General features: G+C 67.5%; 13 protein-coding genes and 2 pseudogenes. 9 read left to right on the plus strand and 6 right to left on the minus strand.

Annotation, left to right across the window (positions count from 1 at the left end; translation table 11 throughout):
- The first annotated feature begins 62 nt into the window (after window positions 1-62).
- The 4 genes from QOL88_RS34805 to QOL88_RS34820 are packed head-to-tail and all read left to right on the plus strand — an operon-like array spanning window position 63 to window position 4,089.
- Entirely contained in the window at window positions 63-1,379 is a 1,317-nt protein-coding gene (locus QOL88_RS34805; protein WP_097222202.1) for an MFS transporter, read from the plus strand.
- A 48-nt stretch (window positions 1,380-1,427) separates the two neighbouring features.
- Window positions 1,428-2,171, plus strand: coding sequence for an SDR family oxidoreductase (locus tag QOL88_RS34810; protein WP_097222203.1), 744 nt, complete (start codon window positions 1,428-1,430; stop codon window positions 2,169-2,171).
- 3 nt (window positions 2,172-2,174) lie between these two features.
- Window positions 2,175-3,389 carry an aspartate transaminase gene (locus tag QOL88_RS34815; protein ID WP_097222204.1) on the plus strand — a complete coding sequence of 405 codons (1,215 nt, stop codon included), beginning with the start codon at window positions 2,175-2,177 and terminating at the stop codon, window positions 3,387-3,389.
- Between the two features lie 25 nt (window positions 3,390-3,414).
- Entirely contained in the window at window positions 3,415-4,089 is a 675-nt protein-coding gene (locus QOL88_RS34820) for a 4-carboxy-4-hydroxy-2-oxoadipate aldolase/oxaloacetate decarboxylase (RefSeq protein ID WP_097222205.1), read from the plus strand.
- A 529-nt stretch (window positions 4,090-4,618) separates the two neighbouring features.
- Here the strand turns inward: QOL88_RS34820 and QOL88_RS34825 are convergent.
- From QOL88_RS34825 to QOL88_RS34845, 5 genes are all read right to left on the minus strand, one after another.
- Window positions 4,619-6,571 (minus strand): alpha-L-fucosidase, encoded by a 1,953-nt coding sequence (locus QOL88_RS34825; protein ID WP_283445918.1) that lies wholly within the window; start codon window positions 6,569-6,571, stop codon window positions 4,619-4,621.
- Between the two features lie 1,423 nt (window positions 6,572-7,994).
- The gene (locus tag QOL88_RS34830; RefSeq protein ID WP_097222206.1) at window positions 7,995-9,017 is read right to left on the minus strand and encodes a LacI family DNA-binding transcriptional regulator; all 1,023 of its coding nucleotides are present in this window, start codon (window positions 9,015-9,017) and stop codon (window positions 7,995-7,997) included.
- Window positions 9,018-9,095: 78 nt separating this feature from the next.
- On the minus strand, window positions 9,096-9,932 hold the full coding sequence (locus QOL88_RS34835) for an ATP-binding cassette domain-containing protein (RefSeq protein WP_097222207.1): 837 nt from the start codon (window positions 9,930-9,932) through the stop codon (window positions 9,096-9,098).
- Complete coding sequence (locus QOL88_RS34840; RefSeq protein ID WP_097222208.1) at window positions 9,932-10,945, minus strand: ABC transporter permease; 1,014 nt, start codon at window positions 10,943-10,945, stop codon at window positions 9,932-9,934. Before QOL88_RS34840 ends, QOL88_RS34835 begins: the two co-directional genes overlap by 1 nt.
- 146 nt (window positions 10,946-11,091) lie before the next feature.
- Complete coding sequence (locus tag QOL88_RS34845) at window positions 11,092-12,108, minus strand: sugar ABC transporter substrate-binding protein (RefSeq protein ID WP_097222209.1); 1,017 nt, start codon at window positions 12,106-12,108, stop codon at window positions 11,092-11,094.
- A gap of 266 nt (window positions 12,109-12,374) precedes the next feature.
- On the opposite strand from QOL88_RS34845, the gene QOL88_RS34850 reads away from it, so the two are divergent.
- The 3 genes and pseudogenes from QOL88_RS34850 (at window position 12,375) to QOL88_RS34860 (ending at window position 14,211) form a co-directional block, all read left to right on the plus strand.
- Entirely contained in the window at window positions 12,375-13,361 is a 987-nt protein-coding gene (locus QOL88_RS34850) for a carbohydrate kinase family protein (protein ID WP_097222210.1), read from the plus strand.
- Between the two features lie 14 nt (window positions 13,362-13,375).
- Entirely contained in the window at window positions 13,376-13,675 is a 300-nt protein-coding gene (locus tag QOL88_RS34855) for a putative quinol monooxygenase (RefSeq protein ID WP_097222211.1), read from the plus strand.
- Window positions 13,676-13,720: 45 nt separating this feature from the next.
- A pseudogene (locus QOL88_RS34860) lies at window positions 13,721-14,211 on the plus strand (nucleotidyltransferase domain-containing protein).
- 52 nt (window positions 14,212-14,263) lie between these two features.
- On the opposite strand, the gene QOL88_RS34865 reads toward QOL88_RS34860, so the two are convergent.
- Window positions 14,264-16,822, minus strand: coding sequence for a glycoside hydrolase family 32 protein (locus QOL88_RS34865; RefSeq protein ID WP_097222212.1), 2,559 nt, complete (start codon window positions 16,820-16,822; stop codon window positions 14,264-14,266).
- A gap of 1,198 nt (window positions 16,823-18,020) precedes the next feature.
- On the opposite strand from QOL88_RS34865, the pseudogene QOL88_RS34870 reads away from it, so the two are divergent.
- Window positions 18,021-19,256: pseudogene (locus QOL88_RS34870) on the plus strand (RHS repeat domain-containing protein); the annotation flags it as partial.
- On the plus strand, window positions 19,249-19,551 hold the full coding sequence (locus tag QOL88_RS34875; RefSeq protein WP_097222214.1) for a hypothetical protein: 303 nt from the start codon (window positions 19,249-19,251) through the stop codon (window positions 19,549-19,551). The pseudogene QOL88_RS34870 and the gene QOL88_RS34875, both read left to right, overlap by 8 nt.
- Window positions 19,552-19,837: the final 286 nt, after the last annotated feature.

Here is a 19,837-nt window from a genome sequence, read left to right on the forward strand (position 1 = left end):
CTCGCCCCCCGCACGGAGCCGAACGCCCCTCGTCCCCAGCCCGCCGCAAGACAGGAGACGCCATGACCACCATGGCCGCTCAGCCAGTCCCCGTCCCCAACACAGTCGATGCCAGAACAGCCCGGAAGGTCACCCTCGCGGGATGCGTCGGCATCTTCGCCGAGCTCTACGACAACGGCATCTTCGGGTTCATGGCCGGAACGCTCGCCGCCGTCTTCTTCCCCGGCTCCGAGAACGCCATCCAGCTCGTCTTCCTCGGCTACGCCGTCTCCTTCTTCTTCCGCCCCCTCGGCGCCGTCATCTGCGGCCACCTCGGCGACCGCATCGGACGCCAGCGGATGCTGGTCTTCGTCATCCTGCTCATCAGTGCCGCCACCGCGGCCATCGGCATCCTGCCCGCCTACGCGAGCATCGGCATCGCGGCGCCGGCCCTGCTGATCCTGTTGCGCGTCGCCCAGGGCTTCTCCGTCGGCGGCGAGGCGTCGGGCGCCATGAGCTTCCTCGCCGAGCACGCCCCGGAGGGCAAGCGCGGCCTCTACACCAGCTACGCGCAGATCGCGTCGTTCCTCTCCCTGCTCACCGGCACGCTGGTCGCCGCCGCCATGACCAGTGGACTCGGCGCCGAGCGCATGGAGTCCTGGGGCTGGCGCATACCGTTCCTGCTCGCCGTCCCGCTCGGCATCACGGGCATCTACATCCGCAAGCGCATCAGCGACACGCCCAACTTCACGCGCCTGAAGGAAAAGGGCGGCCTGTCCAAGAACCCCCTGAAGGAAGCGTTCGCCTCCGCCGAACACCGCCGCGCCATGCTGCTGGCCCTGTTCATCCCACTGATGAACGGCTCCGGCTACTACGTCCTGTTCAGCTACATGCCCACCTTCATGAGCACCGAGCTCGGCTTCGGCAAGGTCCAGGGGCTGCTCGTGACGGCCTCCAGCCTGGTCGCGATCTGTATCGCCATCCCCTACATGGGCCGTCTCTCCGACCGAATAGGGCGCAAGAAGGTCATCGCCGGCTCGGCGATCGCCATGGCCGTCGTCGGCGTCCCCTGTTACCTGCTGATCGGCACCGGGAACGTCGCCCTCGCCGTACTCGGCGCCTGTCTCATGGCCGTCGTGTTCGCCGGGCACACCGGCGTCATCCACATCCTGCTCGTCGAGCTGTTCCCGACCCGCGTGCGCTACTCCGCCTACGGCCTGGGCTACAACGTCTCCTCCGCCCTCTTCGGTGGCACCGCCCCGCTGCTGATGACCTACCTCATCGCCCGCACGGGCAACGTCAACATGCCGGCCTTCTACGCCGTCGTCACCGCCCTCGGCACGCTCATCGCCGTGTCCCGTGTGAAGGACCGCGCCCATCTGCCCCTGCGCGACGCCTGACCGACCCACGCAACCGCACACACCCCCCACACCAAGGAGCACACCAGCATGCCCATCTCCGACTACAGGACGGCCCTCGTCACCGGAGCGTCGACCGGCATCGGAGCCGTGGTCGTCGAGCGACTCGCCAAACGCGGCCTCGAGGTTCACGCGGTGGCGCGCAACGCCGAGCGGCTCGACGCCCTCGCCCGCGACACCGGTTGCATCCCGCACGCCGTCGACATCACCGACACCCAGGCGCTCACCGCCGCACTGGACGGCCTGGAGATCGACGTTCTCGTCAACAACGCCGGCGTCTCGCGCACCGGCAACATCCTGACCGCCGACGAGTTCGCCGTCGACGAGCAGGTCGCCGTCAACATCCAGGCCGTCCTGCACCTGGTACGCCTGCTCATGCCTGGCATGGTCGAGCGCGACCTCGGCCACATCGTCAACATCAGCTCCATCGCCGGCGTCTACAACTTCGGCGGCAACACCATCTACCACGCCACCAAGGCAGCCGTGCACACCCTCTCCCGCCAGCTGCGGGTCGACGGCTACGGCCGCCGGGTCCGCGTCACCGAGATCTGCCCGGGGCGCGTGGAGACCGAGATCTTCGGCCGCCTGCTCGGCGACATGGAGGAGGCCCAGCGGCAGTTCTACGACGGCTACGAGTCCCTCAAGCCCGAGGACATCGCCGACTCCATCGAGTTCGCCGTCGATGCGCCCCGGCACGTCAACCTCGGCCACATCGAGATCCTGCCCACCTTCCAGGTCCCCGGCGGCCTCAACTTCGAGCGCCGAGAGGGCTGAGCCATGGACACCGCGGAGCGCGTACGCCGTATCAAGCCCTCGCCCAGCACGGCGGCGGCGCAGCGCGTACGCGAACTCAAGAGCCAGGGCCTCACCATCCTCGATCTGACCGTCGGCGAGCCCGACTTCGACACCCCCGATCACGTCAAGGCCGCCGCGATCGAGGCCATCGAGGCGGGCGAGACGAAGTACACCCCCGTGAACGGCACGCCGCGGCTGCGCTCGGCCATCGCCGGGAAACTCCGCGAGCGCCACGCGCTGGAGTGCACCGACGCGCAGATCACGGTCGGCGGCGGAGCCAAGCAGGTCATCTTCCTCGCCCTGATGGCCACCCTGGACGAAGGGGACGAGGTCATCGTCCCCGCCCCGTACTGGGTGTCCTATCCGGACATGGTCCGCGCGAACGACGGCACACCGGTCGTCGTCGACTGCCCTGAGGCGGACGGCTTCAAGCTGACTCCGGAGCGGCTCGGGGCGGCGATCACCGCGCGAACGCGCTGGGTCGTGCTCAACACGCCAGGCAACCCGACCGGGTCGGCGTACACCCCTGCCGAACTGCGCGCGCTGGCCCAGGTGTTGCTGGACCATCCACGGGTGAGCGTCCTCACGGACGAGATCTACGACGAGATCTGGTACCGAGAGGAGGTCGCCCCGTCCCTGGCTGCGGTCGAACCCCGGCTGGCCGAGCGGGTGTTCCTCACCAACGGCGTCTCCAAGACGTACGCGATGACAGGCTGGCGCCTCGGGTACGGGGTTGGCCCGGCGGATCTGGTGACCGCGATCAACACCCTGCAGTCCCAGACGTCCTCCTGCCCCTCTTCGGTGAGCCAGGCCGCCGCTGCCGCCGCGCTCACAGGACCGCAGGACTTCGTCAGGGACACCGTGCGCGTCTACCGCGAACGCCGCGACGCCACGGTGAAGCTCGTCAACGACGTTCCGGAGCTCAGCTGCACCGTGCCCGACGGAGGCTTCTACCTCCTGGTGAACTGCCGTGACGTCATAGGGAAGTTCACACCGTCGGGAAGCCCGATCCAGAACGACGAGGACTTCGCCCGCCACCTGCTCGACAGCCGGCAGGTAGCGGTGATCCACGGAGCCGCCTACGGCGCGACCGGCTACTTCCGCATCTCGTTCGCCACGTCTGCGGACGTCCTCACCGAGGCATGCGCGCGCATCGCGGCCGCATGCGCCGAGCTGTCCTCCGCTCCCTCCGTCTGAAAGCCCCTCCGCCTGAAAGGTCATCATGATCCGCGTCAGCACGAAATTCGAGCGGCCGGACGCCGCGCTGGTCGAGCAGCTGCGTGCCTTCTCGTCGGCCACCATCCACGAGGCGCAGGGCCGACTCGGGGCGCTGGACTCGGCCATCAAGCCGGTCGACCACCGCATGTCCCTGTGCGGCCCCGCCTTCACGGTCCAGTGCGCACCCCGCGACAACCTGATGCTGCAGACCGCCATCGCTTACGCCCGCCCCGGTGATGTCGTGGTCGTGTCCGCCGGTGCCTACGAGGAGGCGGGTTCTTTCGGGGACGTCCTCGCCAACGCCTGCCAGGCCAAGGGGCTCGGCGGCCTGATCACCGACACGGGCGTCCGGGACACCGAGGACCTGCGCGCCCTGGGATTCCCCGTCTTCTCCCGCAGTGTCTGCATCAAAGGCACCGTCAAGGAGACTGTCGGACCGATGTGCGAGCCGGTCACCATCGGCGGCGTGCTCGTCCGCCCTGGCGACGTGATGCGAGCCGACGCCGACGGCGTGGTCGTCATACGCCGCGAGGACGCCGCGGAGGTGGTCACCGCGTCGCAGGAACGGGTCGATGCCGAGGCCGGGTACATCGCTGCCTACCGGACGGGCAAAACCGTCGTCGAGATGTGCAACCTCGCCCCGCTTCTCGCGTCGAAGGGGCTGGTGATCGAGGACTAGCGACACCGTTCAGTGCGATGCGGGCGGGCAATGGTCTTTGGTGCGGTTGCCGGCATCGGTGGGCATCGGGCGGGCTTGCCGAGGCTGTCCCATTCGGCGGGACGAATGAGGGCGTGGCGGCCTCGCCGGAAAACGGACATGCTGTCTCGGCGGGTTGGCGGAGCGGGAGCCGCGTGACACGGGCCGGTCCGGTGTGGGTGGGGAGGCCAAGGCGAGGTCTTGTGCCATCCGGTGGCCGGAAGGTGCCAGTCGCCGCCGAGCATGCGCCCGGAGCCCACGGCTCCCTCGGTCTGCTGGACTGAAAGGTCGATGTGACACATGGTCAGGGGTGGGCAGTGGCAGGAGGGTTCGTCTCCGCACAGAACTCCGTCGTCGTCGGTGGCCTGACGGTGTGGGGCTGGCCGGTGTGGTGGTAGGCGTCCGCATGGGGCTCGTTGAGCACGGTCGCCTGGCTTCTGGTGGTACCGAGCGGTGTTTGTGGCCGTTCGCGTCCAGCAGGCCGTAGCGGAGGAGAGGGGCGGAGGGCAGGTCAGGACGGGGTGATCCGCCATTGCTGCCACGCCTGTGACGCGTATGGCTGCTGTTCGATGTTGGCTCCGTCGGCGGCGCTGCCCTCGTCGACGCCGAGGCAAAGCCCGCTGTAGCGGTTGATGAGGAAGTAGTGTCCGTCACCGGTGGGCGTGACGGCCCAGTGCTGCTGGGGGGCGCGAGCGTCTGCCCAGATGCCGACGTTGCCGCCGTCATCGCGGGAGAGACCCGCGACCTCCAGCAGCTTGCCGCTGCCCGCACCCTTGATCGTGTAGTAGCCGTCGCCGGTGCTGGTGAAGGTCCACTTCTGGTTCGCCTGGTTGAGCCATGGCCACTGATGGACGTTGGTGCCGTTGGTGGTGCGCCCGCCCTCCACGTCGGTGATCTTGCCGCTGTGCCGGGCGAGCAGCCGGTAGACGGTGCCGTCACCGGGGAGTGTGGTGGTCACCAGCGTGGGCTTGGCCGACCGGCCGCCGATCCTGACGCCGCTGATGTTGGCGTAGTCGCCGGTGGCGGCGTGGACCTCGATCCGTACGAAGCCCACGTTCCGGTTGGGCCACTCGACCAGCTTGGTCTTCTGGTTGCCGGCCCAGGTGCCGGTGGCGACCTGGGTGAAGTCGACCCCGTCGGTGCTGGTCAGGATGGTGCACGAGGTGATGTCGCCGTCGGTGGAGTTGTCGCGGTTCCACTGCTTGGGCAGGTACTCCAGGGTGGAGACGTTGCTCCACACACCGCCCAGGTCGATGGTGATGGACTGCGGCAGCGGCGCCCGCAGCCCCCAGGTTGACCAGCAGGTCTCGTAGCGGACGTCACTGAGTCCGTCGATGGCGTGGAGTGGTCCCTCGCCGGTGTGGAAGCCGGTGGCGTACGCGCTGACCGGAGTGACGGGGTGCTCGGCGCGCAGCAGTTGGGCGGGGAGCGGCGGCCGGGAGGTGCCCGGGCTCCATGCCGCGCCGACCTCTGCAAGCCGGTTGACCACGTTGGTGTCCAGCAGGCCGTTGCGGTTGGGCGGGCAGTTGAGGATGAACGAGGTGTACTTCGGCTCCAGGTCGGCCAGGTGCGACAGGATCGCGGCCTTGCTCATGAGGCCCTCGGTCGGAGTGGAGGGATGCCAGAACCAGCCGTTGCTGATCGTCTGCCCCTGCATTCCGGCGTAGGTGTTGCCCCCCGGCGCCGTCACCCCCAACGGCTCCTCGAAGAAGATCGCGTCGCTGAGGAAGGGCTCCGACAGTCCGCCGATGTCGATCATGACGCAGTCCGGCTGCAGCTGCTTCACCAGCGAACGGATCCGCTGGTAGGAGACGGCCTGCTGCCCCATCTGCCATGCGTAACCATCGGTCATGAACATGTCGATGGTGCCGTAGTGGGTGAGCAGCTCGCGAATCTGACCGAGGATGAAGGTCATGTGGTCGGGCTTGACGGCATCGGTGACTTCGAGCCCGGTCACCTTGTGCCGGCTCTCCCACGCCTCGACACCGAAGGTGCGGTCCCAGATCGAGTAGTAGAACCCGACCTTCAGCCCTTTCGCCCGGAAGGCGTCGCAGTACGCCTGGACGACGTCGTGCTTGTAGGAGCTGTTCGCGACGTTCTGGGTGCCATAGGCGCTCGGCCACAGGGCGAAGCCGTCGTGGTGCTTGGTGGTCAGGATGCCGTAGCGCATCTTCGCGGCGACCGCCGCGTCGGCCCACTGTGCGCAGTTGACGCTCGGGGGAGCGAAGAGGGTGGGGCTCTGGTGGGGTTCGGCCCACTCCTGGTTGGTGAAGGTGCCCAGGCTGAAGTGGTTGAACATGCCGAACCGCATGTCGACCATCTTGCTCAGATTGCTCTGTGCGTCCGCGGCGGCCGCCTGCGGCAGAAGGCCGGAGAAGCCGGGGACGATCGGTAGGGCGGTCGCGGCGGTCGCGGCACCTGCGGCGCCGAGAAACGTGCGGCGAGTCATTCTGCGTGAGGACATGGCTCACTCCTGTGGATCGATGGCATTGATCACGGTGACGACGTCCCAGGTGCAGTCGACGTCGACCCTGGGGCCGGGACATGCGCGGATCGTCAAAGTGGCTGTGGCACGGTGCTCTGCTGGGACCTGCCGGTCAGTGGGGGATCAAGCGGAAGGTGACCGCCCAAGGTTGGCCTCCAGGCCGTCGTGGGGTGGCTCGGTGGGCTCGGCATCGAGCGGTAACCGTGCGGGTCGGGGCTGCCCGCTGCCCCTGGCCGGCGGGACAACACACCGTGTCGCCGCTCGACGACCGGGGGGCTGGAGTGACCAGCCGTCCTCGGACGGCGAGCAGGAAGAAACCACCCGTATGGTGTGTGCTTCGCCGCAGGGACATCGGATCTATTAAGGAGCTTCAGCTGGAGTCTGTCCAGGGGGTCGGCAGGAACTTCGCGATTGCAGCTGATGGGATGCCCAAGCCTCAGACTCGGCTGCCGAAGCGGTTGATGTGAATGGTCCGATAGATCGGGTGAATGAGGATGGCTGGAGCCCTGGTGAACGCGTCTCTGGACGCGTCCCCACGGGGGTCCTGCTCCTGGGTGACGAACTCGCGGGCGCGCGTCCGGTCCCGGCCGTGGTCCCGCAAGTCCCTTTCACTCAGCGCTTGTTGCCGTCCGTCTTCGCGACAGCAGGTGGTCACGGCTCGAGCGTCCTCCGTGCGGTGCTCGGGTCGGCCCTGGCGCTGTCGGCGAGTAGTCCGGGCCGTCGGCGTCGATGCTCTCGGAGGTCACTCCTCAGCACGCTCTGAGTCATCGCCGGCGACCCCTCTCTTCGTGGTCCCGCCGCCCGAACAGATCCGCTTCAGCGAGGCGGTGAACTGCGGGCCGCGCGACTCCCGGGCGCCACCGAAGTGATGAGTGGGGTGCGTCACCCGAACTGCTTGCCCTCACCGTCAGGCAGGCGATCGAGCAGGTCGGAGACATCCGCCGGATGAGAACCCGGCCTCGAGCCCTCGTGCTGAGGCGGCGCTTCAACGAGGCCGGCGCCACTCCGCGCTGTTCCGCACCTGGTAAGTCGGCATCCAGTCAGCATTGGACCGGGAGAACCTTCCGTAGATGCTCTTGGTCGACGGCTTCGCGGCAGCTTGCGTTTCGCGCAGATCACGCAGATCACGCAGGTGAGAAGCCTGCTCGCCACGGCGCACGATGTTGTGGAAGGTCTTCGAGCCGAAGGCATGCCGATGTACAGCGAACGACGCCCCTGACCTGCAGAGAACTGGCGGGGAGCCGTCTTCCAGGGGGCCAAAGTGCTGCGTACTCTGTTCAAGTCCAAGACCTAGTGTCTGGGTGTTTCCGCAGGTCAGAGTGACCACCACTGTGCTCGCAACCAACTGCTGGGTTGTCGAGGCCTCAGGGTTATGAGGCCCTCGAAAGCAGCGGCATCCCGTCTACGGCCTGGGCGCAGGTTGTTCCCCCGAGCCCCGGACGATCAGCCGGGTGGGAACGGTGATGGTGCGAGCCCGGGAGCGGTCGCCGTCGAGGCGGGCCAGGGCGGTGGCCGCGGCGGTGCGGCCGAGTTCTTCGGGGTCCTGGGCGACGACGGTAAGGGCCGGTTCGAGTGCCTCGGCGAGTGATACGTCGTCGAAGGCGACGACGGCTACGTCCTTGCGCTTGCTGCGGGCGAGTTCGGCGACGATGCCCAGCGCCATGATGTTGTTTCCGGAGAACAGGGCGGTGGGAGGATCGGCCAGTGCGAGGAGTTGGGCGGTCGCGGCCTCGGCGCCTGGCTGGTCGTGGCTGTTGGCGAGGAGCGCGCGGTCGTAGGGGATGTCGGCTTCTTGCAGGGCCGAGCGGTATCCGGCGAGGCGTTCGCGACGGGTGTAGAGCTTCGTGGGGAGGTCGCCGACGAATCCGATGCGGCGGTGCCCGTGGGCGATGAGGTGGGCGACGCCTTCTTGGGCTCCGGCACGGTTGGAGCTGACGATGCTGTCCGTGGGCAGGCCGACTCCCGGGCGGTCGAGGAAGACGATGGGCAGCCCCGCCGTGCGGTGGGACTTGAGGTGGGAGTGGTCCGCGCCGACGGACGGCACGACGATGAGGATGCTGACGCGCCGGGCGAGGAACTTGTCCGTCAGGGCTCGTTCGCGGTCGGGCTCGTCCGCGGACGAGCCCATGAGGAGGGTCAGTCCGCGTTCACGGACGGTGTCCTCGATGGCGCGGGCCACGGCTCCGAAGAAAGGGTTGGCGAGGTCGGGGATGACCAGTCCGATGGTGGTGTCCGGACCGCCGACGCGGATGTTGCGCGCCATGAGGTTCGGCTGGAAGCCCAACTCGGCCACCGCGGCGAGTACCTGTTCCCGCGTCTGCGCCGAGACGGGCCCGTCCTCGTTGAGGACACGGGAGACCGTCTTGGCGCTGACGCCGACTTCTCGTGCGACATCGGCAAGGGTGGGGCGGCGGCTCGCTGCCATGGGAAGAAACCGTCTCCTGAGTGCTCTCGGGTTCCGGCAGTGGCCTCGGCCGGAACATGCGGGAGCGGGGTTGAGCTGTCAGGTGGCCTGGACTCCGGCGGCTTTCGCCGCCGCGGAATCCGCTACGACAGTATCTCCGGCCGCGTCGACGGTGAGGGCGCCGGTCATGATGGCGACGACCTCAGCCATGGAGTAGTCGGAGGGCTTGATCACGGCGGCGCGCCGGCCCAGCCGGTGGACGTGGATCCGGTCGGCGATCTCGAAGACATGGGGCATGTTGTGGCTGATCAGAACGACCGGCATGCCCTTGTCGCGGACGCGGCGGATGAGGTCGAGGACCTGTCCGGACTCCTTGACGCCGAGGGCGGCGGTGGGTTCGTCCATGACGACGACGCTGCGCGCCCAGGCGACGGCGCGGGCGACCGCGACGGCCTGCCGCTGTCCGCCGGAGAGGGTCTCGACCGCCTGGGTCAGCGAGCGCAGGCCGATCTTCAGGTCGGCCATGTGTTCGGCGGCCTCCTGGCGCATGCGCTTCTTGTCGAGCATGCGGAAGGCGCTGCCGAGGATGCCCGGGCGGCGCAGCTCGCGGCCCAGGAACATGTTCGAGGCGATGTCCATGGAAGCTGCCACGGCGAGGTCCTGATAGACCGTCTCGATGCCGTGAGCGCGTGCGCTCTGGGGGCCGGAGAACTGGATCGTCTTGCCATTGAGGCGGATCTCGCCCTCGTCCGGTACCACCGCGCCGGTGAGGGCCTTGATGAGGCTGGTCTTGCCGGCGCCGTTGTCACCGATGACAGCGAGGACCTCACCGGGCAGCAGGTCGAAGTCGGCGCCGTCGATGGCGGTGACGTGACCGTAGCGCTTGACCAGACCGCGGGCCTGCAGGACAGGAGTGGGGGAGGAGGTGGCGCTCATCAACGGGCCTTCTTCCGGGAGATCTGGTCGACGGTCACCGCGAGGATCACCAGGACTCCGGTGATGAGGGTCTGGTAGATGGAGGCGACGCCCATCAGCTGCAAGCCGTTGCGGAAGACTCCGACGATGAGGACGCCGATGAACGTGCCCAGGACCGATCCGCGTCCGCCGAAGAGGCTGGTGCCGCCGAGGACCACGGCGGTGATGCTGTCCAGGTTGTCGGTCTGTCCGGCCTGCGGGTCGCCGACGCCGGTGCGGGAGATGAGCAGCAGGGCGGCGATGCCGTAGAGGATGCCGGCCACGGTGTAGACGCCGATGGTCAGCCGGGAGGTCCGGATGCCGTTCAGCCGGGCCGCTTCCGGGCTGTTGCCCAGGGCGTAGACGTGCCGTCCCCAGCCGGTGCTGCTCAACGCGTAGGCGAGGAAGAGGAACAGGGCGATGGTGACCAGCGAGCCGTAGGTGATGTCGGTCTTGCCGAGCGGGAAGGTCTGCCCGAGAGCCGTCAGCGGGCCGGGCAGGTTGGTGACCGTCTGCTCCTCGGAGTAGATGTGCGTCAGCGCGAATGCCACATTGAGCATGCCGAGGGTGACGATGAACGGCGGCAGCGGGATCTTCTGCACCAACGCGCCGTTGAGCATGCCGAAGCCGCCGCAGACGACGAGGCCCAGCGCGATCGCGGCGAGCGGGGGCAGGGAGCCCTCGGCGGCCATCTTGGCGATCACGATGCTGCCGAACGCCATCACCGCTCCGCACGACAGGTCGATGCCCGCCGTGAGGATGATCAGGGTCTGGCCGATGGCGAGGGTGCCGACGACCATGACCTGCTGCACGATCAGGGAGAAGTTCCCGCCGGTGAGGAACTGGTCGCTGGAGACGGAGAAGAAGGCACAGGCCAGGAGGAGGGCGACCAGCGGGCCGGTGGTCGGTTGCGTGAGCAGTCTGCGGACCGGGGTCGGTGCTTTGAGTTCCGCGTACGGCGTGGACGTGGAGGGTGGCGTGGACGTGGCAGTCATGCGAGGTCCTTGTCGGAAGACACAAGTCCTTGTCAGGACTGGTCAGTCGTTGTCGGACGGCAGGAGGGGGAGGGGGCGGCCGTCCCCGGTCGGGGAGGAGGGGCCGGCCGCCCCGCTGAGGGGTGTCGAACGGCGGCAGCTGGGGCTCAGCCCCAGCAGTTCTCCAGGCCGTAGGCGGTGTCCTTGGACGTGACGCCGTCCTGCGCCTTGTCGGTGATCAGGGTGACGCCGGTGTCGGTGTAACCCGACGCCTTCTTGCCGTCCTTGGCGTAGGTCACGACGGCCTTGACGCCCTCGGCGGCCATCTTGAGCGGGTACTGCTGCGAGGTCGCGGCGATCTTGCCGTCCTTGACCGCCTGGGTGCCCGTGCAGCCACCGTCGACGGAGACGATCAGGACGTCCTTCTCCCGGCCCTTGGCCTTCAGCGCGGTGTACGCGCCCAGGGCGGCCGGTTCGTTGATGGTGTAGACGACGTTGATGCCGGGTTCCTTCTGGAGGCAGTTCTCCATCGCCGTCTGGCCCTTGGACTGGTCGCCGCCGGTGTCCTGAGCACAGGCGACGTCCTTGTCGGTGGCGCCGAAGCCCTTGAGGAAACCGTTGTGCCGCTGGACGCCGACGGACACACCCGGCGCGAGGTCGAGGGCGGCTATCTTCGCGGTCTTGCCCTTCATCGCGGCCTTGGCGTACTCGCCGATCAGCTCACCGGCCTTGAGGTTGTCGGTGGCGAAGAGAGCGTCGACGGCGCTCTGCGGCTCGGTCGGGGTGTCCAGGGCGATGACCAGGACACCCTTGGCCTTGGCCTTCTCGATCGCGGGCACGATCGCCTTCGAGTCACTGGGGGTGATCAGAATGCCCTTGACGCCGGAGGCGACCATGTTCTCGATGGCGGTGACCTGACCGGCGTTGTCGCCGTCGAACTTGCCGGCCGCGGTCATGAGCTTGACGCCTTCGGCCTTCGCGGACTTCTCCGCGCCCTCCTTCATCTTGACGAAGAACGGGTTGGTGTCCGTCTTGGTGATCAGGCCGACCTTGACCTCGCCCGAACCGGTGCTCGCGCTGCCCGATCCGGATCCGGATCCACAGGCGGTCAGGGTGAGGGCCGCGATGCCCGTGCACGCGGCGGCTCTGAGCAAGGAGGAGGGCAGACGAGAGGTGCGTGACATGAACGACTCCAGCGGGATGTCGGGCGGGTGGTCGGCAGCGAGGCCTGCCGTCCCGCGATGTCAACGATGACTGATGTCATCGTTGACACTGCTTGGCGAGGATGATGGACTCCGCTCACCGGCAACGTCAATGCCTTGCACCCGTCACAAATCGGCAACGTCCCTCGGCGGTCGCCCGCCCCGAAGCCGTCAACCGGTGTGCCCGGGTCATGCCCGTTTCCGCTCCGCGCGTTCCAAGAAGGCGCGTTCCAAGAGGAGAGCAGCCCATGAACCCGCGCCAGATCACCGTCCTGGGAGAGTGCGTCGCTGACGCCTTCACCGAACCCGCGCGTGCCCGGAACGAACTCGCCCTGCGTGTGCTGCCGGGCGGCGGACCCGCCAACACGGCGGTGGCCTTGGCCAGGCTCGGCACTCCGGCCCGCTTCCTCGCACGGCTGTCCGGTGATGTGTTCGGCCGCCTCTTCCGGGCCCACCTCGAGGCATCGGGCGTGGACCTCTCGCACGCCGTCGAGGCCGCCGAGCCCAGCACGCTCGCCGTGGCCGAGCTGGACGCCCATGGGCAGGCCACGTTTTCCTTCCACGCCCAGGCCACCGCCGACTGGCAGTGGACCGGCGCGGAACTGGCCGAGGTGGACCTGACCGACACCGCTTGCGTCCACACCGGGTCACTGGCCCTGGTCAAGGAACCCGGGGCAGGCGTGGTGGAGGACTTCCTGGCAGCGGCCGCCCCTCGGGCCACCATCAGCATCGACCCCAACGTCCGCCCCCTCCTGGTACGTCCCGAGGTCTACCGTGCCCGCCTGGCGCACTGGTGCGGCCTCGCCGATGTGCTGCGGCTGAGCGAGGACGACCTGGAACTCCTCCTGCCCGGAACGCCGCCCGAGCAGGCGTGCGACACCTGGCATGCGGCGGGCGCGCGGCTCGTCGTGATCACACGCGGCGCCGACGGCGCCCTGGCTTCACTCGACGGGGAGCGGGTGCAGGTGCCGGCGGTGTCGACACCGGTCGTCGACACGGTCGGCGCGGGGGACTCCTTCACCGCGGGACTGCTGCACCACCTCGGCACCCGCGGACTCCTCGGCGGCAGGCTGACGGACCTGCGTCTCGGCGATGTCGAGGCAGCCTGCCTGTTCGCCGCACAGGTCGCGGCCCTGACCTGCTCCGTCGCCGGCCCGAACCCGCCGTGGCGCGACCAGGTGGCGCCGTTCCCGACGGACAAGGCCGTCGTCCGGCACCTCGACTCCACCCACTGAAAGGACAGGAAACCATGACGAAAATCCTGCTGGCCGAGTTCACCGCCCGAGAGGGAGCAGAGGACGAGGTCGCTCGCCTGATCCGGGACTACGCCCTGAAAGTGCGCGAAGAAGAAGGAAACCTGGCCTTCGACGTCTACACCAAGGCGACCGATCCGCGCGCCTACTGGATCTTCGAGGTCTACCGGGACGAGGACGCCTTCACGGCACACCTGAACGCCCCGTACGGCGCCCCGTTCAACGCCGCCCTCATCCCACTGATCGAGGAGGACGCCTCTGTACTGACGTTCCTCGAGGAGATCGACCGCACATGAATCCACTCGCCCGCCCACGTGATCACCGCTAACGTGCGCAAGGTGATGACGGCAGACGATGTGTTGTCCATCCTTGCGGTGCTGCGGAACGCGGACGTCGACATCTGGATCGGCGGCGGCTGGGGCATCGACGCCCTGGTCGGCGAGCAAACCCGCCTGCACCGCGACTGGACCTGATGCACCGGGAGGACCAGGAAGCTGACGTCGTGGCGGCTCTCGCGAACGCCGGCTTCGTCGAGACCCTCGACTGGCGCCCCGTACGGTTCGTCGTCACCGGTCCTCATGACCGGGAGATCGATCTTCACCCGCTGGTCTTCGCCGCGGACGGATCCGCCGTGCAGGCGTCACTCGACGCGGGGCACCCGTTCGCCTATCCCGCCTCGTGTTTCGTCACCGGCACGATCCTCGGGGTCACCGTCCCGTGCCTGTCGCCCGAGCAGCAGGTCTCTTTCCACCAGGGCTATGAACCTGCTGATCACGATCGTCACGACATGGCCCGGCTCCGGCAGACCCTCGGGATCACCACCCACTTCTGAGCCCGCGCGCCGGAAGCGGCTCCTGGCCGACCGGCGCGCGGACCCCGGCGCGTTACCGCCAGACGGACTTCAGCCGCCACGCCCGCATGTGGTCGAGGGTGGCGGTGCCGCCTTCGGCGAAGACCTCGACGCCGGTGCTGGAGGGGTCGGGGAAGATCTGGTCGGTGATCACGGCCTCGCCGCTGCCGCCGAAGACCTCGACGGAGGACCAGTCGACGAGGATCCGCAGTTTGACCTTGCCGTTCTTGGGCTTCAGTGGTGCTGTCTGGACGCCGGGGAAGGTGCTGTTGAAGTCCCCGGCTCCGGAGCGGGTGCGGTCGACGTACAGCTCCTGCGTCGTGGTGTCGTAGCCGATGACGGTCTCCTCGCCGCCCGCGCCGGTGCGCACCTTCAGGCCGAAGCGGTCGGCGTCCTTGAGCGAGAAGGTCGCCTCGATGTCGAGTGCCTTGCCCTTGGCCGTGGGGCCGATCAGGGGCTTGGAGGTGCTCTTGACGGTGACGCCTGACGCCGTCGCCGGGTGCTGCTGCCGGAGGGACTCCAGGCTGCCCACCGGCTTGCTCGTCAGCCGGGCCTGGCCGTTGATCGTGCGCAGTGACATTTTCCGGGGAACGCTCTGCGCGCCGCGCCAGGGGGAGGTGGGGACGGACTGGCCGTAGTCCCAGTTGTTCATCCAGCCGATCATGTAGCGCTTACCGCCCGGCGCGTTCTCCCAGGACACCGCCGCGTAGTAGTCCTTGCCGTAGTCGGCCCAGTCGGCGCGCTGTACGACGGACCTGGCGGGCTTGTCAGCGGCGGTGAACTGGTCGGCCATGACGTGGCCCCAGCCGGCGGCGTTCATGTCGACGACCTGGATCTGCGCCTTCTTGCCGGCGTACGGGCGCATGTCGAAGGAGGCCCAGTCCAGGATCTCGCTGTCGGCGCCGGTCGCGCTGCGGACGACCTTGCCGTCGACGATCAGGTTGACGGACGTCTCCTGGGAGACGCGCTGGGCCTGGCTGTCCGACAGCAGGATGTGGTCGACGTTGACGTGGCCCCAGCCGCCGGTGTTGTCGTCGACGATCCTGATCCGCGCTTGCTTGCCGGCGAGGTCCCTGACGTCCCAGGACGCCCAGTTGAGTGCCTCGGCGTCTTTTCCGGTGGCGCTGCGGACGACCCGGCCGCCCACGAGGAGTTCGACGGCGGTCGGGTTGCCGGAGCCGGCCGGGTGATTGCCGCCGCCGATGAGGAAGTTGATGTGCTTCTTGTCGATGGTGAACTCGGGTGACGTGAGGGTGCCGGTGGTGGAGTCGCCGTTCAGGTAGGTGTTGGCCAGCCCGTCTCCCCGGAAGCCGGATACCTGTCCCTGGTCGGGGAGGGTGCCGGTAGCCGGTGCGGTGCCGAAAGCGTCCCCGGTCGCCGTCCAGTCGCCGTACGTTCCGCCTTCGAAGTCGGCGAGGACCGTGCCCTCGGGCGGAGTGCTGTCCATGACGGTCCCGGCCTCGTGCGGATGCCGCCCGCCGCCGATCTTGAAGTTCAGGTAGGGGCTGTCGACGGTGAAGGAGGGGGAGCTGAGGATGCCGGTGGCGCCGTCACCGCCGTGGAAGCTGTTGGCGAGGCCCTTGCCGTCGAAGCCCTCGACGGCCCCCTGCCCGTCCACCGCCCCGGCCGCCGGTCCCTGGCCGAACGCGGTGCCCGTGCTCGTCCAGGTACCGAAGCCGGTGCCCTCAAAATCCTGCACGACATTCCCGGTGGGCGGGGTGTACGTGCCCTTGTCGTCCGCGGTGAACTTCTTGCCGTCGAAGTCGCCGATGAAGTACTGGGCGGCCGAACCGCCCGCGATACCACCGGGGTTGATGTTGACGACCAGGACCCACTTGATGTTCTTCTTGTCCCCGTCCACGGCGAGGGGGAACAGGTCGGGGCACTCCCACACGCCGCCCGTCGCACCGGCCGGTCCGAACTCGCTTTGCACCTCCCAGTCCTTGAGGTTCTTCGATGTGTAGAACCGCACCTTGTGCTCGGCGGACAGCGACACCGTCATCAGCCAGCTCTTGGTCGGCGCGTACCACTGGACCTTGGGATCGCGGAAGTTGTCGGAGCCGATGTCGATCACAGGATTGCCCTGGAACTTGGTCCAGGTGCGACCGCGGTCGGTGCTGTAGGCGAGCGACTGGGCCTGCTTGCCGCCGTTCTTGTAGGTGCTGGTGTAGATCGCCACCATGGGCGGGTTCTTCTTCGTGCCGAACCCGGTGGTGTTGTTCCAGTCGACGACCGCGCTGCCGGAGAACACCATCTCCTCGTCGTCGTGCGACAAGGCGAGCGGCAACTCCTCCCAGTGCACGAGGTCCTTACTCACCGCGTGCCCCCAGGACATGTCGCCCCAGGTGTTGCCGCCCGGGTTGTACTGGTAGAAGAGGTGGTACTCGCCCTTGTAGTAGACGAGGCCGTTGGGGTCGTTCATCCAGTTCTTCTGCGGGGTGAAGTGGAACTGGGGTCTGTAGGTCTCGGTGTAGGTCGGGGTGTCGGCGGCGACGGCCTGGGGGGCCGGCGGGGCTGCTGACAGGGCGCAGACGGTCGCGACCGCCGCCATCATCCGTATGCGGGCATGCCGGGATACGCGTACAGAGCTCATGGTGTCTCCTTGTCCCGCGGCCGTCCACGCAGCGGTGACTGCGGCTTCTGCGCGGCGGACCGAAAGTGCACCCCGGGCCGACCGACCATCCGTGTCGTCGGCTCGGGGTGTCATCGTTGACTTGTGTCATCGATGACAGCGAGTGCCCGATTATGAAGCCCAATCCGACCTCCGCGTCAACGGTCCGGGCGTGACTGCTTTGACATGACCGGCAGTTCACCGGCTGTCGTGGGTGGTCGCGAACCGCGCCGCCCCGGGCAGTGGCGGGCTCGGATTCGGTGACCGCCCAGGTCGGAGGGGTGGGTGGAGGTCGTCCGGCACGCTTCGGCCCCATCGTCGAAGCCGGGACGGGCCGGTGAACGAGTTGTTTCCGGCCTGTTTGCGCTCGACAATATGCGGATGTGATGATCCCGGGCATGGCTGTAGGAGGGGGCGACGGCCCGGCTGACAGCCGATGACGGCATCCACGGCCACTCGTTCTGGCCGGGCGCGTGCCCCGGCAACGATGCCCCCACCGAGATCGGCGCGGGCAAGGCCAAGGGGGGCCGTGATCTGAAGGGGGAGGCCGGCGCGGTCGGACACGATCGTGGTCGTGTGGCGGCCGCGGAGGTCCGACGCCAGCGAAGCCGATCTCAGCCCCCGCAAGCTGCGCTCGTGGTTCCTGCCCCCCTTCGAGCAGGCGGTCGCGTCCAGGTCGAAGCGGCGGGAGCCGGCGAGGTGGTCGTCGATGCCGATCAGGTTGCCGTCGGCGCGGTAGGTGTAGGAGCGGTGTTGCACGGCATGGTCGTCACCACCAGAGGGCGACGGCGGCCGATGTCCAGCAGGTGGCGCGCCGTCTGCTCACCGCCCTCCCGGTTGGTGGTGGCAGGGCGGTGACATCTACGACGCCAAGACCGGGAAGCTTGACAACTTCTTGGTGGTGAACATCGCCGAGGTGCCGCTTGGCAGCGTTGACGTCAAGATCACCGCAGTCCCGTGGGACGGCGCCCACGACAAGCCCTGGAACTGCGGCTGACGAAGGTCACCAACCCGCAAGGCCTGACGTGGCACCTCCCCTCCCTTCCTGCAGAGGCGGAAGACGTCCTCCCGCACCGAAGGGCCGATCGTACAGAGCCCCGTGGAACCGGTACCGGAATCGGTTCCGGAACCGATTCCGGTACCGGTTCCGGCAGTGAAGCACCGAAAGGCTCGACCGACGGGCCGCGTGACGGCGGTCCACGCAGCGAACTGGTCGGAGGCGTACGCCTACGACACAGCCGGCAACCAGACGACGGCACACTGGCCGACATCCCATCCCGGCGGTGAGGCGACCGGCACCCGCGAGTATGTGGGCACCCGCATCACCCGGGCCGGCAACGTCCGCTACGAACACGACGCCCTCGGCCGCATCATCCTGCGCCAGAAGACCCGCCTGTCCCGCAAGCCGGACACCTGGCGCTACGAATGGGACGCGGAGGACCGCCTCACCTCGGTGACGACTCCGGACGGCACGCGCTGGCGCTACACGTACGACCCCCTGGGCCGCCGCACGACGAAGCTCCGCCTGGCGGAAGACACCCAAACGGTCGTCGAGCGCGTGGACTTCACCTGGGACGGCACGACCCTGTGCGAACAGACCACCACGTCCATCGACCTACCCAACCCAGTCACCCTGACGTGGGACCACCGGGGCCTGCACCCCGTCGCCCAGACCGAGCGCATCACGGCCGCAGACGCACCACAGGAGGAGATCGACTCCCGCTCCTTCTCCATCGTCACCGACCTGATCGGCACGCCGACCGAGCTGGTTGACGAACACGGAGACTTGGCTTGGCGAACACGCAGCACCCTGTGGGGCACCACCTCATGGGCCGCGAACAGCACCACCTACACACCCCTCCGCTTCCCCGGCCAGTACTACGACCCGGAAACGGGCCTGCATTACAACTACTTCCGCCACTACGACCCGCAAACGGCGCGCTACCTTACTCCCGATCCTCTCGGTCTGGCGCCAGTCGGATGTCCCGAAGAGGACCACCTCTTCCGAGGAACCACAAAGGGATTTGAAGCCAGTGCGGGTACGCAAACGTCAGGCTTCACTCCCACATCAACGGACCCAGGGGTGGCAACCGCGTTTGCCAGACACTCAGAACAATTCGGGGAATCCGTAGTCCAGGTAATTCCCCGGAGTGCGCTCGAGGGGGTTGACACTGCGAGAGGTTACATCCGGGCAGAGGCAGAAGTCGGTGTGAACCTATCTGCTTCTGAGCTGACTCGCCGAGCTAGTGTGGAGCTTCCGGTTGGCACCGCTCATAGTATTCTTCAAGGTATGGGGATTCACGTTCCTCGAATCAATACCTACGAAGGAATCAGTGATGCCCTGGAATGGGACATACCAAAACTTGCACCTGAACAGATCAAACAATTCGTGGCGGAGGCCTACAGGCATGGCTGACAGTACTGCGGGGAAGTTGCAGATCTACGAGATTGAGGAGAGGACTGCCACCGCAGTGACTTGCATCGTTCGCTGCGTGGCGGGCGTGGTGCGCACTGGCCAGCATTTCAGCATCGACTCAGATACCGGCTCCAACGTGATTGCAGCACCCTTGATCCTGGACTGGATCAACCGCTATGAGCGGCTAGTGGATTTTATTGATCCGCCCCATAGTGCCAAGGTCCACATGTCGGGCGAGGTGGCGGGAACGCTAGAAAGAGGGGCGACCCTCACCGCCGTTACAGTCGGTGAGTAAAGGCAAAATTTTCGGACAAAGTCAGAGAGGCGCCCAACCCGACCACCTATCTTCGTAATCCACACGGACAATCTGATTCACTCGGAATTGCTCCCGAATGTCCTCGTGGCAAGAATGGGCGCGGCACTTACGACTTCAGGGAGCCGAACCCGAACAGTCCGGCCGACGAAGCAGCCGTCGCAGCCATGAGGTCTGCTCCGATTGGTGGGAATATCGACTGTTCGGAGATTGCAGAGTGCACCCTAAGAGAGGGGGAGGGCGAGGGGGCTCCGGCCCCCCTCTGGTG

The organism is Streptomyces sp. Ag82_O1-12 (assembly GCF_900182715.1).
GTDB lineage: Bacteria > Actinomycetota > Actinomycetes > Streptomycetales > Streptomycetaceae > Streptomyces > Streptomyces massasporeus.

Excerpts from the sequence above, each read along its gene's own strand:
- QOL88_RS34805 (WP_097222202.1), top strand. The coding sequence starts at position 63 with ATGACCACCATGGCCGCTCAGCCAGTCCCCGTCCCCAACACAGTCGAT.
- QOL88_RS34810 (WP_097222203.1), top strand. The coding sequence starts at position 1,428 with ATGCCCATCTCCGACTACAGGACGGCCCTCGTCACCGGAGCGTCGACC.
- QOL88_RS34815 (WP_097222204.1), top strand. The coding sequence starts at position 2,175 with ATGGACACCGCGGAGCGCGTACGCCGTATCAAGCCCTCGCCCAGCACG.
- QOL88_RS34820 (WP_097222205.1), top strand. The coding sequence starts at position 3,415 with ATGATCCGCGTCAGCACGAAATTCGAGCGGCCGGACGCCGCGCTGGTC.
- QOL88_RS34825 (WP_283445918.1), bottom strand. The coding sequence starts at position 6,571 with ATGTCCTCACGCAGAATGACTCGCCGCACGTTTCTCGGCGCCGCAGGT.
- QOL88_RS34830 (WP_097222206.1), bottom strand. The coding sequence starts at position 9,017 with ATGGCAGCGAGCCGCCGCCCCACCCTTGCCGATGTCGCACGAGAAGTC.
- QOL88_RS34835 (WP_097222207.1), bottom strand. The coding sequence starts at position 9,932 with ATGAGCGCCACCTCCTCCCCCACTCCTGTCCTGCAGGCCCGCGGTCTG.
- QOL88_RS34840 (WP_097222208.1), bottom strand. The coding sequence starts at position 10,945 with ATGACTGCCACGTCCACGCCACCCTCCACGTCCACGCCGTACGCGGAA.
- QOL88_RS34845 (WP_097222209.1), bottom strand. The coding sequence starts at position 12,108 with ATGTCACGCACCTCTCGTCTGCCCTCCTCCTTGCTCAGAGCCGCCGCG.
- QOL88_RS34850 (WP_097222210.1), top strand. The coding sequence starts at position 12,375 with ATGAACCCGCGCCAGATCACCGTCCTGGGAGAGTGCGTCGCTGACGCC.
- QOL88_RS34855 (WP_097222211.1), top strand. The coding sequence starts at position 13,376 with ATGACGAAAATCCTGCTGGCCGAGTTCACCGCCCGAGAGGGAGCAGAG.
- QOL88_RS34865 (WP_097222212.1), bottom strand. The coding sequence starts at position 16,822 with ATGAGCTCTGTACGCGTATCCCGGCATGCCCGCATACGGATGATGGCG.
- QOL88_RS34875 (WP_097222214.1), top strand. The coding sequence starts at position 19,249 with ATGGCTGACAGTACTGCGGGGAAGTTGCAGATCTACGAGATTGAGGAG.